General features: G+C 63.6%; 17 protein-coding genes. 6 read left to right on the forward strand and 11 right to left on the reverse strand.

Annotation, left to right across the window (positions count from 1 at the left end; translation table 11 throughout):
* Window positions 1–169 precede the first annotated feature (169 nt).
* The gene (locus A3AI_RS0109420) at window positions 170–940 is read right to left on the reverse strand and encodes an enoyl-CoA hydratase (RefSeq protein ID WP_024515345.1); all 771 of its coding nucleotides are present in this window, start codon (window positions 938–940) and stop codon (window positions 170–172) included.
* The gene (locus tag A3AI_RS0109425; protein ID WP_502685740.1) at window positions 937–1317 is read right to left on the reverse strand and encodes a MarR family winged helix-turn-helix transcriptional regulator; all 381 of its coding nucleotides are present in this window, start codon (window positions 1315–1317) and stop codon (window positions 937–939) included. Before A3AI_RS0109425 ends, A3AI_RS0109420 begins: the two co-directional genes overlap by 4 nt.
* Before the next feature lie 215 nt (window positions 1318–1532).
* Here A3AI_RS0109425 and A3AI_RS0109430 point away from each other — a divergent pair, with 215 nt between their 5' ends.
* Window positions 1533–2498 carry an alpha/beta hydrolase gene (locus A3AI_RS0109430; protein WP_024515347.1) on the forward strand — a complete coding sequence of 322 codons (966 nt, stop codon included), beginning with the start codon at window positions 1533–1535 and terminating at the stop codon, window positions 2496–2498.
* A 91-nt stretch (window positions 2499–2589) separates the two neighbouring features.
* Window positions 2590–2838 (forward strand): hypothetical protein, encoded by a 249-nt coding sequence (locus A3AI_RS0109435; protein WP_024515348.1) that lies wholly within the window; start codon window positions 2590–2592, stop codon window positions 2836–2838.
* A 50-nt stretch (window positions 2839–2888) separates the two neighbouring features.
* On the opposite strand, the gene A3AI_RS0109440 is transcribed toward A3AI_RS0109435, so the two are convergent.
* From A3AI_RS0109440 to A3AI_RS0109470, 7 genes are all read right to left on the reverse strand, one after another.
* Window positions 2889–3710: an aspartate dehydrogenase gene (locus A3AI_RS0109440; protein ID WP_024515349.1), complete on the reverse strand. Its 822-nt coding sequence runs from the start codon at window positions 3708–3710 to the stop codon at window positions 2889–2891.
* A 44-nt stretch (window positions 3711–3754) separates the two neighbouring features.
* The gene (locus A3AI_RS0109445; RefSeq protein ID WP_024515350.1) at window positions 3755–4630 is read right to left on the reverse strand and encodes an MBL fold metallo-hydrolase; all 876 of its coding nucleotides are present in this window, start codon (window positions 4628–4630) and stop codon (window positions 3755–3757) included.
* A gap of 187 nt (window positions 4631–4817) precedes the next feature.
* Window positions 4818–4967, reverse strand: a complete 150-nt coding sequence (locus tag A3AI_RS47340) for a hypothetical protein (protein WP_156927700.1) — start codon at window positions 4965–4967, stop codon at window positions 4818–4820.
* A gap of 89 nt (window positions 4968–5056) precedes the next feature.
* Complete coding sequence (locus tag A3AI_RS0109455; protein WP_024515351.1) at window positions 5057–5887, reverse strand: tetratricopeptide repeat protein; 831 nt, start codon at window positions 5885–5887, stop codon at window positions 5057–5059.
* 33 nt (window positions 5888–5920) lie between these two features.
* Window positions 5921–6607 (reverse strand): substrate-binding domain-containing protein, encoded by a 687-nt coding sequence (locus tag A3AI_RS0109460; RefSeq protein WP_024515352.1) that lies wholly within the window; start codon window positions 6605–6607, stop codon window positions 5921–5923.
* Window positions 6608–6624: 17 nt separating this feature from the next.
* Window positions 6625–7329 (reverse strand): GrlR family regulatory protein, encoded by a 705-nt coding sequence (locus tag A3AI_RS0109465; protein WP_024515353.1) that lies wholly within the window; start codon window positions 7327–7329, stop codon window positions 6625–6627.
* A gap of 182 nt (window positions 7330–7511) precedes the next feature.
* A complete protein-coding gene (locus A3AI_RS0109470) occupies window positions 7512–8546 on the reverse strand; it encodes a glutamine synthetase beta-grasp domain-containing protein (RefSeq protein WP_024515354.1) in 1035 nt (344 codons plus the stop codon).
* A gap of 566 nt (window positions 8547–9112) precedes the next feature.
* On the opposite strand from A3AI_RS0109470, the gene A3AI_RS0109475 reads away from it, so the two are divergent.
* Window positions 9113–9325, forward strand: coding sequence for a DUF2735 domain-containing protein (locus A3AI_RS0109475; RefSeq protein WP_024515355.1), 213 nt, complete (start codon window positions 9113–9115; stop codon window positions 9323–9325).
* A gap of 88 nt (window positions 9326–9413) precedes the next feature.
* Here the strand turns inward: A3AI_RS0109475 and A3AI_RS0109480 are convergent, their stop codons facing one another.
* Window positions 9414–9722 (reverse strand): MliC family protein, encoded by a 309-nt coding sequence (locus tag A3AI_RS0109480; RefSeq protein WP_024515356.1) that lies wholly within the window; start codon window positions 9720–9722, stop codon window positions 9414–9416.
* A 102-nt stretch (window positions 9723–9824) separates the two neighbouring features.
* On the opposite strand from A3AI_RS0109480, the gene A3AI_RS0109485 reads away from it, so the two are divergent.
* Entirely contained in the window at window positions 9825–10568 is a 744-nt protein-coding gene (locus A3AI_RS0109485) for a tyrosine-protein phosphatase (protein ID WP_024515357.1), read from the forward strand.
* A 57-nt stretch (window positions 10569–10625) separates the two neighbouring features.
* Here A3AI_RS0109485 and A3AI_RS0109490 read toward each other — a convergent pair whose 3' ends face one another.
* The gene (locus A3AI_RS0109490) at window positions 10626–10829 is read right to left on the reverse strand and encodes a hypothetical protein (protein ID WP_245286862.1); all 204 of its coding nucleotides are present in this window, start codon (window positions 10827–10829) and stop codon (window positions 10626–10628) included.
* 178 nt (window positions 10830–11007) lie between these two features.
* Here A3AI_RS0109490 and fabG point away from each other — a divergent pair, with 178 nt between their 5' ends.
* A complete protein-coding gene (gene fabG, locus A3AI_RS0109495; RefSeq protein ID WP_024515359.1) occupies window positions 11008–11688 on the forward strand; it encodes a 3-oxoacyl-ACP reductase FabG in 681 nt (226 codons plus the stop codon).
* A 98-nt stretch (window positions 11689–11786) separates the two neighbouring features.
* On the forward strand, window positions 11787–12473 hold the full coding sequence (locus tag A3AI_RS0109500) for a DUF2161 domain-containing phosphodiesterase (RefSeq protein WP_024515360.1): 687 nt from the start codon (window positions 11787–11789) through the stop codon (window positions 12471–12473).
* Window positions 12474–12520 lie beyond the last annotated feature (47 nt).

The following is a 12520-nucleotide window of genomic DNA, read 5'->3' on the forward strand; positions in this document are numbered from 1 at the left end:
GCCAATCTCCCGAACGACACGGTTGACTGCATGTTTGCGGGCGCACGCGTCTCGACAAGTGCATCTGCGAAATAGCAACGTTGCTTCCGCTGCAGAGCAGAAAGCGGGAAAGATCTTGTTCGGGGCGGTCGGTGCCGAAAGAATTATTCCCGCTTCACACGCGCGTGACTTACGCGACCTTCGCAAAGTCCGGCGGACGGCGCTCGGCGAAGGCCTGGAAGGCCTCGCGTGCCTCGGCGGATTTCAGCCGTGCCTCGAAATGCTCGCCTTCGGCCTGCATCTGCTTCACCAGCATCTCGCCGTTGCGCATCAGCCTCTTGGTCGCAACCAGCGATCCCAGGGGCTGCCGGGCAAGGCGCTGCGCGAGCGCGGTGGCCTCCGCATTGAGCTTGTCGAGCGGCACCACGCGGTTCGCCAGCCCCCATTCAAATGCGACGTTCGCGGCAATCGGCTCGCCCAACGCGAACAGTTCGAAAGCGCGCGCATAACCGATGCGCAGCGGCATCAGGATGCTCGAGGCCGCTTCCGGCACCAGCGCGAGGCTGATGAAGGGCGTCGACAGCAGCGCATTCTCCGCGAGCACCACGAGATCGCAATGCAGGAGCATGGTGGTGCCGACGCCGACGGCCCGCCCCTGCACGGCCGCCACCAACGGCTTGGTCGCCTTTCCCAGCGAATGGATGAAGCGGGTGACATGGCGCTCGCCGGTCGCCTTGCCCGAGGCGACGGCGGCGAACTCGCCGAGATCGTTGCCGGCGGTGAAGGAATCGCCCTCGCCCCGGATCAGGATGACGCGCACGGCAGCGTCGTTTTCGGCGCCTTCGATGGCGTCGGCAAGCGCACCATACATCTCGTTGGTCAGCGCGTTCTTCTTGTCGGGGCGCCTCAGTGTGAGCGTCAGGATGCCATTCTCTTTCTTGATCTCAACTTGCTCGGTCATTCGCCGTCTCCTTTGGAAAATTTACGCTGGATGCTCGTCAGCCACCGCGCCACGATGTCGATCTCTTCCACGCTGAAACCGTCCATCAGGCGCGCATTGGTCTCGTGCGCGACGTCTTTGGCGCGGACCAGTGCCTTGCGGCCCTTTGCCGTAAGAAAGATGCGCGAGGCGCGCGCGTCACTCGGATCAGAGCGCCGCTCGACCAGGCCGGCGGCCGCCATGCGGTCCACCAGTCCGCTGATCCCGGCCGGCCCGAGATCAAGCGCGGCGCCCGCCTCCCCCATCAGCGCGCCGTCCTGCCGTCCCAGCACAAACAATAGTCCTGCCTGGGCCGGCGGCACCGCGTCGACCGAGCTTGCGGCCACGGCGCGCTGCACTCGCCGCTGCGCCACGCTCAGAAGGTAGATAAGGCGATACGGTCTAGGCGAGGACACGACAGGCCGGATTTATTTCGCATGCGAAATAAATGCACGAAATGCCGGAGCTGTCACCCCAAAAGTGCTGATCATGCCGACCATTCGGTCGATTGCAGGGCTGGTCTGCGAAATCTAAGGTGGGTGCAAGAACAACCAAGAAGACCCAAGGATTTGCCATGAGTGTTCCCCTTGATCCCGCCATCGCCAAGGTCATTCCGACGCTTCCCTTGCGCGATCCCGACAACATGACACCACAGAGCGCGCGCGAGGCACTGCGCGCGGTCGCAGCCTCGCGCGCGCACCTGCCGCCGCCACTGGTCGCAAATGTGCAGAATGTTGAGGTCAAGGGCGCCAGCGGCCCCCTCGCGGCACGGGTCTATCGGATGGAGTCGGTGAACTCACCCACCATCGTGTTCTTTCACGGCGGCGGCTGGGTCGCCGGTGATCTCGAAACCCATGACTGGCAGGCACGCCTTTTGGCGATCGAAACGGATGCGGTCGTGGTATCCGTTGACTATCGCCGTCCGCCCGAGGTTTGTTTTCCCGGCGCCTTCGGGGATGCGTTCACCGCCGTGAGCGATATCGCCAGCCGGATCGCTGAGTTCGGTGGCGATCCGACACGCCTGGCTGTTGCCGGTGACAGCGCAGGCGGCAATCTTGCGGCCGCCGCTGCGATTGCGGCCCGTGATGTCGGATTGCCGCTCGCCGGCCAATTGCTGGTCTATCCGGTTGTCGACGTCTTCGGACAATTTGCCGATCCAACCGAGAACGCGCGCTTTCCCTCCCGCACCGAAAATGCCGAGGGCTATTTCCTGACCCGCGCCGTGATGGAGTGGTTCTGCGGCCAGTACATCCAGGACCCGCAGGACGGGGCCGATTGGCGGGTCTCACCGCTGCGCGCCAGAAGTTTTGCGGGCGTTGCACCGGCCGTGGTCTGCACGGCCTGGTTCGATCCGCTGCGGGACGAAGGCATGGCCTATGCAAAGGCTTTGCAGGCCGCAGGCGTTGCGGTGCGCCATCACGAGGGACTGGGCCTCATCCACGGCTTCTTCGGCGGCATCGGCGACGTCTCGGAAGCTGCGCGGCTGGAGGCCCAGCGGGCGCGGGCCGACTTCAAGGCGCTTCTCGCGCGCAGCATATGAGGCGATTTTATCGATGAACCGCACGATCCCGCTTGATCGCTCCGGAATTTGGGGTTCCAATCGGCACACTGCTGGTTTAGGGAGACACCACATGAAGAAGATTGTTCTGGCTGCCATCGTCGCCACATTCGCCGCCGGCTCGGCATTCGCGCAGGATGCCTCCTGCGACAGCAAGGCGGTCGGCAAGGACGGCAAGCCGCTCGCGGGCGCTGCAAAAACCTCGTTCATGAAGAAGTGCATGGCGGATGCCTGCGCGACCAAAGCGGTCGGCTCCGACGGCAAGCCGCTCGCAGGAGCGGCCAAGACGAGTTTCATGAAGAAGTGCGAAAAGGGCGCGTAAGCGGCTGCAAACCCGGAATAAACGGGTGGCCGCACGGCCGCCCGTTTGATTCAGGTCCCGACCCGCAAGGGGGCGTGGAGCTTGCGCAAGGCTGCGATTACCGACAGCGCCGTGATCCGCCCGGTCTTGGGATTTTCGGATGGAATGTTCTCGATCATCATCGAGAAGCGCGCGGAATCCGAATCCACCTCGATGCGATGCACATTGCGCGTCACCGTCGGGTCCGCCCAGATCTCGACCATCGTACGGTCAGCCCCGATGCCTGCAAGCGACAGCGCCACCGACACGTTGATATTGGCGGGAAAGCCTTTTGCGGCCGCACGCGCATTCCCCTCGAAGATCTTCTGCGGAGCTGTGACCGCCTCGAGGTCGATTTTGTTCTCGACGACGTAAGGCGCGCCGGCAAAGCCCCGGGGCGGCTTGCGCGAGACCATCCGCGCGGAATGAATGGTCCCGACCGCGGCCGCCGTGACGGCATCGAGCCCGATCAGCGCTCCTGTCGGCACCACGATCTGGCCGCCATGCTTCCGCGCAAGCTCGATCAGATCGTCATTTTCCAGCAGCGCGCCGGCCGAGAGCACGATCGCGGTCTTGCCGCGCGATACCACCGGCGCCACGATCGACCTGACCAGCCCGCTCGGCGCGCATTCGATGACGATGTCGGCGACATCGGCCAACTGTTCGATCGGCAAGGTCGCGGGCGCGGATTTCAGTTGCGAGAGCCAGTCGCGATGCTTGCCGATCGACTGCGACGAGACCGCACTTAAGACGACGCCATCGATCCCGGCATCGATCGCCTTGGCGACGCTGGTGCCAATCGCTCCAAGGCCGGCGATCGCCACCCGCGAGACTGCTTTCGAACCCTCACTCACACCAAGGCCTCAGCTTTCTTTCAATTGCAAAACACCGGCCATCCCTACTCCCGTTTGAACCGATAATCGAATCCGGTGCCGAGGGTCTTGATCAGGCCCACCGTCGGACGCGGAAAATGTATAGGCATGACCAAGGTATCGGTGTCCGCGACCGCGGCAAAGAATTTTCGCCGCGAGGCCGCCGACTCCTTCGGGTCCCAATCCGGCTTTGCCGACCAGTCCGGCTCGCGGCACTGGATGAGGTGGTGCATGAGATCGCCAGCCACCACCGCGCGCTGACCCCGCGAGGCGATGTTGACACAGCAATGGCAGGGCGAGTGCCCCGGTGTCGGCGTCAGCGTGATGGTGTCGTCGAGCGCATAGTCGTCGTCGACCAGAAGCGCCTGCCCGGCCTCGACGATGGGCAGGCAATTGTCGCGAAACACGGTGCCGGGCGGATTGTTGCCCTTGTTGTGCTCGGCCTCCCAAGCCGCATATTCGCGCTTGTGAAAGACATATTTCGCGTTCGGAAACGTCGGCATCCAGCGTCCGTCGCGTAACACCGTGTTCCAGCCAGTGTGGTCGATATGCAGATGGGTGCAGAACACATAGTCGATCATCTCGAAGCCGATGCCGAGCGCGAACAACTCCTTGCGCCAGCGCTCCTTGCCGGGGAAATCGAACGGCGGCGGATGGCCCTTGTCCTCGCCGGTGCAGGTATCGACCAGGATCGTATGGCGCGGGGTGCGCACCACGAAGGTCTGGTAGGTGATGAGCATCATGCCCAGCGACGGATCGAACACCTCCGGTTCCATGGTCTGCAGGTGTTGCCTGAAGATGGCTGCGTTGTAGGCCGGGAAGAAATCTTGCGGCCGTCGCCACGGTCCTTCGCGTTCGATCACCGCGTCGATTGTGACTTCGCCGAGCCTTATTTGCTTCATGGCGTGCTCCCGCAAGTTTCCCGGCAGCGTACCGGGCGCGAGTGCCGCCATCAAGGCAACGGAAGCGGACGGCAGTTCAAGTGCCCGCCAGAGCGTTGTCGAGCGAAGTGGACGCCGGTTCGCGTGAAGAAAGCGCCTCAAAACAAGAATCTAGAACTTCGGTTCTGATTCAATCAGAACCGAAGCCTTAGTGCCGCTTGAAATACTGGACTTCGCGTTCGTGTTTCTCGGCCGCGGTGCGCGATTTGAAGGTCCCGAGATTACGGCGCTTGCCGGTCCTGGGATCGATCTTGCGCGAATAGAGCCGGTACTCGCCGGATCGCAGTTTGCGGATCATGATCCTTCTCCTTGGGCATGATCGTGCAAACGGCGATTGGCCTGCCCGGTTCCCTATCACTGCACGAGAAGGCCGATCGGCGCCTTGATCTAGAAACAGAGATTGGTGACGAGGTTGCCGCGCTTGTCCTTAATCGCGAACGGACACTGCATCCGCTTCAATGCCGCCTTGGCGTTTTCGTCGCCGAGGTCGGCGGCGCGCTGGTAATAGGCCTTGGCGGCGTCCGTGTCCTTCGGCCCGCCACGGCCTTCCTGCGCAAAGACCCCCATTTGCTCGAGCGCGCCAGGATGGTTCTGCGCCGCCGCCTTCTGGAACAGGGCACGCGCACCCTCCTCGTCCTTCGGACCGCCGGTGCCGTCCGCCAGCATCAGGCCGAGCTGGTACTGCGCTTCGGCGTTGGTCTCGGCGGCCTTTGCCAGCATTTCGCGAGCACGCGCCGGATCGGACGGCGTGCTGGCACCGTCGCCGAGAGCCGCGAGATTGGAGACGCCGCGCGGATTGCCGGCTGCGGCCGCGCGCTCGAACAGTTTTCGCGCCTGCGCCTCGTCCTTTCCAACGCCGGCGCCTGTGGCATAGAGCACGCCGAGCTCGACCATCGCAGACGTCGAGCCCTTGTCCGCCGCCTTGCGCCAGGCGGCGATGGCATCCGCCGTCTTCTGGTTCGCGGCGTAGGCGCGGCCAAGCTCGAACATCGCACGGCGCGAGCCCGCCGCAGCGTTCTTGCAGAACTTGATCGCAGTCGCGACGTCGGACGCCGCAATCTCGGTGACACCCTTGATATCGGCGGGCTTGTCGGGATCGGTGGGGTCGGCAGCAACGCGGTCGCACAGCACGAGATCGGCCGACTGCGCAAGCGCCAGCGACGGCGCGCATGCGGCGAGGATCACGGCGAAGCCAGCCCGATAAAACAATTTACTCATGGGGAGCGAAATTGCTTCGTCGTCCGGGCAAATTCAAGGCTCGAGCCCGGTCTCGCGCAGCACGGGCGCAACCTCCGGCGAAGCGAGGTAGCACAGCAGCCGCGCCGCCTCGACCGGCCGCTTGGCGTTCACCATCACGCCAGCCGAGAACAGTCCCGGCGTCTGCAGTTCGAGCGGGATCGAACCGACCACTTCGATGCCCCTGACCTGCTTCAGTTCGCTGATCTGCTGGATCGCGATATCCGCTTCGCCCGAAACGAGCCGCTCCGCGGTGAAGCCTGCAGGGACAATGGTGGCCCTGGCATCGATCTCGGCCGCTATGCCGAGCTGGCCGATCAGCTGCGCAAAGAAGATGCCGCTGGCGCCGATGCGGGAATAGGCGACCGAGCGCGCAGCCAGCAGCGTCGCCCGCAGTGCCGCGGGCGTCGCGATGTCCGGGTGCGGCGCGCCGGCCTTGACCGCGAGGCCGACATAGGAGCGCGCGAGATCGGTACGGCTGTCGACGACCAGGCGCCCCTCCTGTGCGAGCTCGTCGAGCCCCTCGCGCGTGAGGATCACGAGGTCGGCGGCCTCGCCACCGCGCAGGCGCGGCAACAGCCCAACCGTCGGCGCAAAATCGGCAGCGATGCGGATGCCGGTCGCGGCTTCGAATTGTCCAGCCAGGCGAATGAGCGCGCCCTGCAGCGCAAGAGTCGAGAGCAGCCGAACCACATCCGCCATCGTCGATTCCTTCCCTCTCAGAGCCGGCGCATCAGCTTCAAGGCCGCCGTCAGCCGCAGGCTGCGCTTGCCGACCAGCGCCGTGGCCTCCCAGGACGCGCCGTCAGCATCGCAACGCCCGGAAAAGCCGATGCCGACCTCGTGCCCGCCGAAAATCGGATTGTCGCCCGTGGCCGGAGTATGTTCCTGGTTCAGGATCTGGCCTTTCCAGCGGCCATTCTCGGAGGTGTAGGTGCCGAGATAGTAAAAGCACGCGTCACCGCCGAGAATGCGGCCGTCATTGAGCAGCATCACCCCGGTCAAGCCGCCTTCCACGCCATCAAGCGTGCGAACGTGGATGGAGTAGAGCCCATTGCGGATGCAGTCCTCGCCCACGCCACCTGCGATCGGAAGCGGCTGCTCCTTGATCGGCATCATCACGGACTGAAAGGGCACACCGGGCAATTCGCGCAGGCCCCCCTCAAAGCGGATCTGCTCGCCGTCGCGCCGGCCACGCGCCAGCAGGGTCGCGTCGTCAGTGCCCGCCATGGCCGGATAGTTCGGATCGGGATTGTGACGAACCGTGTCGACCACAATGGCGATCTCGTCGCCAATCTCCTGATAGGTGCCGATATGGGCAAACGCGGAGTTGCCGCCGAGCATCCTGCCGTCGCGCACATACATCACGCTGCGGCCCTGTGCCTCACCGAGCTGGAATTTGACGGTGTAGAAACCTCCGAACACGGTTGCCCCCGGTTCTTATCTGCGCCCGCTATCTAGCGCGGTTCGGTTACGGGGGAAATGCGTTTAAGCGCTTGTCATGAGAGGGCTGCTGGAACAGCAGAGCCCGCCGGCGCGCTGTGCACGCCGACGGGCCCTGTAGCGATCCGGGCCAGATGATGAGCCCGGTCTGTTTGATCAGTGCCTTATGCGGCGGCCTTGGCGCCGGTCGGCACGGTGGAGATGGTCTTCAGAACCTGCGAAGCGATCTGGTAGGGGTCGCCTTGCGAATTCGGACGGCGGTCTTCCAGATACCCCTTGTAGCTGTTGTTGACGAAGGAATGCGGCACGCGGATCGAAGCGCCGCGGTCGGCCACGCCCCAGCTGAAGGTGTCGATAGAGGCCGTCTCATGCTTGCCGGTCAGGCGCATATGGTTGTCCGGACCGTAGACCGCGATGTGATCGGCACGGGCCACCTTGAAGGCGTCCATCAGCTGCTCGAAATACTCCTTGCCACCCACTTCGCGCATGTACTTGGTCGAGAAGTTGCAGTGCATGCCCGAGCCGTTCCAGTCGGTGTCACCGAGCGGCTTGCAGTGGAATTCGATGTCGATGCCGTATTTCTCGGTCAGGCGCAGCATCAAATAGCGCGCCATCCACATCTGGTCGGCCGCGGTGCGGGAGCCCTTGCCGAAGATCTGGAATTCCCACTGGCCCTTCGCGACTTCCGCGTTGATGCCTTCATGGTTGATGCCGGCCGCAAGGCAGAGGTCGAGATGCTCTTCGACGAGGGTGCGGGCGACGTCGCCGACATTCTTGTAGCCGACGCCGGTGTAGTACGGACCCTGCGGGGCCGGATAGCCTGCCGACGGGAAGCCGAGCGGACGACCATCCTTGTAGAAGAAATATTCCTGCTCGAAGCCGAACCAGGCGTCGGCATCGTCGAGGATGGTAGCGCGCTTGTTGGACGGGTGTGGCGTCTTGCCGTCGGGCATCATGACTTCGCACATCACGAGCGCGCCGTTGGTACGCGCAGCGTCGGGATAAACGGCGACGGGCTTGAGCACGCAATCGGAGCTGTGGCCTTCGGCCTGCATGGTCGAGGAGCCGTCAAAGCCCCACAGCGGGAGCTGTTCCAAGGTCGGGAACGAGGCGAATTCCTTGATCTGGGTTTTGCCGCGCAAATTCGGTGTCGGCGTATAACCGTCGAGCCATATATACTCGAGCTTGTACTTCGTCATTGAGCCTCTCTGTTGAATAATTCGAACGCGGGAACCGAAAGGTATTGGTCGCGCCACGCCTACCCGGCCACGATCGGCCGGGGTTCCTGAAGCATTTACTGTGCCAATCGACAAGGCCTGGAACCGGAACTCACCTCCGCGGCTGCCTGCCTATGCTGCAGCGCGATCAGCTCCGCGCCTTCCGTATTGGGGGTGCGTCATAGGCGCGCGCCCATGTTTTTGCGGAACCGGGAAACGTCAGCATTAGTGTCTGATTTTCCGCCTGTTTTCGCGGCAGCCATCAGAACGCTTCGCCGTCCGGATGAAGGCGTTGGCAGGTGACGGTAATATTCGAAAAGCTGAATCGAGCCTTGGAGCAACCTTTGCAAGGGCCCAAGCGTTAGCCAGATGCGCGTCGCCCTTCGTGAGGCAAAAGCAAAACTGCCTATAAATTAGCCGGGGAATGATTTGGAAATAGTCAGATTGCTTCTGAAACATCGGCGGTCGATATCGGAATCGGTAACCAACCACGAACGAGTCGGGCGCACGATTGAGGTAAGTGGCGCGCTGGCTGAAGGAGAATCCTTATGAAAGGCAGTCTGAGTTACGGGTCCGCCAAGATCTACCAATTCCCAATCGGGGGCCGTGCGGCCCTGCTCGGTCGCCCCCATGGCGAAACCCAGTCACCCATCGACCAGAACACGCCCCGCGTGAGCGAAACCATCTGCAGCGGCAGCTGGTACCACGAAGAGGCGATCCAGGAGTCCAGGTCCGGATCGAAGCCCGGATGGGAAAGCTGATGCCGTCCGTTGCGTTGACGTCCCGCGCCAGCCGGCGCCTGGATGGAGAGAACTGAATAAGGCCGAAACAACGAGGTTTCGGCCTTATTCATTTGAACAGCTCGCAGGCCGCCTCGCGCCGCCTTGCATGTCTGATCGTGGTGACGCCGGCTTTGGTCATCTTTAGGGTGACGTCGCCGCCGGAATATCTGGTCCCCGATAGGGCAAGCCGCTTGGGCAAGGTGATCTCGCGCCCGTCGATCTGCACATAGGCACGGGGATCATAAGGATAGAAGCCGACAATGAACTGCGTTCCGTCCGCACAATGATAAGTCTGAAAGCTCTGCGCATGGACCGGCGCCGTGCCGAGAACCGCGACACATACCAAACCCCTCAAAGAAATCTCTGATCGCTTCATACTTCCTCCTGGAAGCTTGCACTATAGACGAGAGCCGCCGCCTGCGGCAGCATGGGCGAACGCTCGTGACGCCATCGGAAAACGGGGCTGCAAGTGACATCGATGCGAGAAGCCCCGGACCGCCATTTCGACCTGCAGGGTGCCAGCAATTTTCGTGATCTTGGCGGCTATCCCGCGCGCGATGGCCGCGTGGTGCGCTGGCGGCAGCTTTTCCGTTCCAATCATCTCGGCCACCTCACCGCTACCGATATCGATATCGTGCGCCGGCTCGGCGTGAGGAACGCCTTCGATTTTCGCGGCATCGACGAGCGGACGGGTGCGGCCTGCGGGCTGTCCGAGATCGTCGTGCACTCGCTGCCGATCGAGCCGACCGTGGTCACGGCCTTGCGCAACGAGCTCGCCGCGGGAACGCTATCGGCGCCGGTCGCGCGCGACATCATGCGCGAGTCCTATCGCAACTATGTGCGTCACAACACCCACAGCTTCCGCGCCCTGTTCGGACATCTCGTCGAGGATCACGCGCCGCTGGTGATCCATTGCACCGCCGGAAAGGACCGTACCGGCTTTGCCGCCGCGCTGATCCTGCATGCACTCGACGTGCCCGACGAAGTGATCACCGACGACTATCTGTTGACCAACCGCTTCTACCGGCGCGATCCCTCCGCCGCGACCGACCTGCCGGACGATGTGAGGCAAGCCATCGGATCGGTGGACGCGTCTTTCCTGGCCGCCGGCTTCGACGCGGTCTGCGCCGAGTATGGTGATCTCGAAAGCTATTTCAGGGATGGGCTGAAGGTCGGCGCGCGTCAACGCGCCGAGCTGAAGGCGCGCTATCTTCAGGCCTAGGGCAGCGCCAGGCCTGCAACACCGGCCGAACCACTCGCAGGAAGATCAGCTGGAGCGCTAGGCCGCGGCGTCCATTTCGGCTTCCGCGTCGAGATCGGCGATGACCTCCTCGAAAGCCGTGATCGCCTGCTGCACGGCCGCGATCTGCATCAGCTCCCAGCCGCTGATCGGGCCGTTCCTGTTCTGCAGGGCAACCACAAGGTCACGCCGCTGCTCCTTGAGCTGAATTAGCGGCAGGCCATGGTCAGGTAAATGTCGCATCATGAGCTCCAGCCCCGAATTGCACGAGCGATCAGGATAGGCGAAGGGTTCTGGCCATCCGCTTACAAAGATCCAGAAAATTTTACCGAATGGTACACGCGCGCTGCTCGCGGCGGCTCGCCGCATCGCGTGGATCGCGCTAGGGTGCGCCTTCGCCCGGCAGCTTCGGAGACGTCAGATGAACGGAAAGGTCCTGGTCATAACCGGCGCGCTGGGCGCGCTCGGCAAGGTCGTCGCCGAGACGGCCGAGGCGCGCGGCGCGTGCGTGGCAGGCATCGATCACGCGCCTTCGCAAAGCGCCGCAACGACGGATCGAATCGAGCTCGGCAGTGTCGACCTCACCGATGCAGCCCAGGCCAAAAAGGCCATCGATGCCGCGGCGGCGCATTTCGGCAGGCTGGATGCGCTGATCAATATTGCCGGCGGCTTCGTGTTCGAGACGGTTGGCGACGGCACCGACAAGAGCTGGCAACGCATGCATGCGATGAACGTGATGACGGCGCTGAACGCCTCGCACGCGGCGTTGCCCCACCTTGCCAAGTCCGGCAATGGGCGCATCGTCAATATCGGCGCCATGGGCGCGCTGCAGGCCGGTGCCGGCATGGGCCCCTACGCGGCTTCCAAGGCCGGCGTGCATCGCCTCACCGAGGCGATGGCCGCGGAGTGGAAGGGCAAGGTCACGGTGAATGCGGTGCTGCCGTCGACCATCGACACCGCGGCCAACCGTGGCAGCATGCCGAGGGCGGACTTTGCAAAGTGGGTGCGGCCGCTCGAGCTTGCCGAGGTGATCCTGTTCCTGGCAAGCGACGCGGCAAGCGCGGTGACCGGTGCCCTGATCCCGGTCGCAGGCCGGGTCTGAGGCACGGGGCGCACTGACGAGACGAATCCTGGCCCTCGCGCACGGCGCTCAGCTGTTAGAATCGCAAAACTGAGTCGCAGCTGTCGAGCGGAGCTAGCTTGGAAACCGCGCTTTATCTGCCTGTCAAACGCTTCCTCGAAAAGCTCGGCTTTGCGGTCAAGGGCGAGATCGGCGGCTGCGACCTCGTCGCGCTCAAGGGTGGGGATCCGCCTGTCGTCGTGATCGGTGAGTTGAAGCTCAGCTTCAATCTGGAGCTGGTGCTGCAGGCGGTCGATCGCGCTTCTGCCTGCGACGAGGTCTGGCTTGCCGCGAGGATGTCGGCGCGCGGCAAGGGACGCGAAAGCGACGCGCGCTATCGCAACCTCTGCCGGCGGCTCGGCTTCGGCATGCTCGGCGTCACCGCCCGCGGCGAGGTCGAGGTGCTGGTGAAGCCGCCAACCACGGCGCCCCGGCGCGATCCGAAGAAGCGCTCGCGGCTGATCTCCGAGCACCAGCGCCGGCTGGGCGATCCCGTGCTCGGCGGCTCGACCCGAGCCCCCATTATGACTGCCTACCGGCAGCAGGCACTGGCCTGCGCCTCCGCCCTGTCGCAAGGCCCGCGCCGCGTCCGCGACCTCAAGCCGGAGATTCCGGATGCGCCGAAGATCCTGCTCAACAATGTCTATGGCTGGTTCGATCGCGCTGAGCGCGGCGTCTACATCCTGACCGATGCGGGACGCGCGGCGCTGAAACGCTGGCCGCAGCATGTGCCGGAGCCGATCCGCACTGCGAAGGCAGTGCCATGACTCTCCTCCTCGGCAAAGGCGAGAATCCTGATTCGCAACAATCAAAT

Origin of the sequence: Bradyrhizobium sp. Tv2a-2, from assembly GCF_000472425.1 — a bacterium.
In the GTDB taxonomy this organism is placed as follows: Bacteria; Pseudomonadota; Alphaproteobacteria; order Rhizobiales; family Xanthobacteraceae; genus Bradyrhizobium.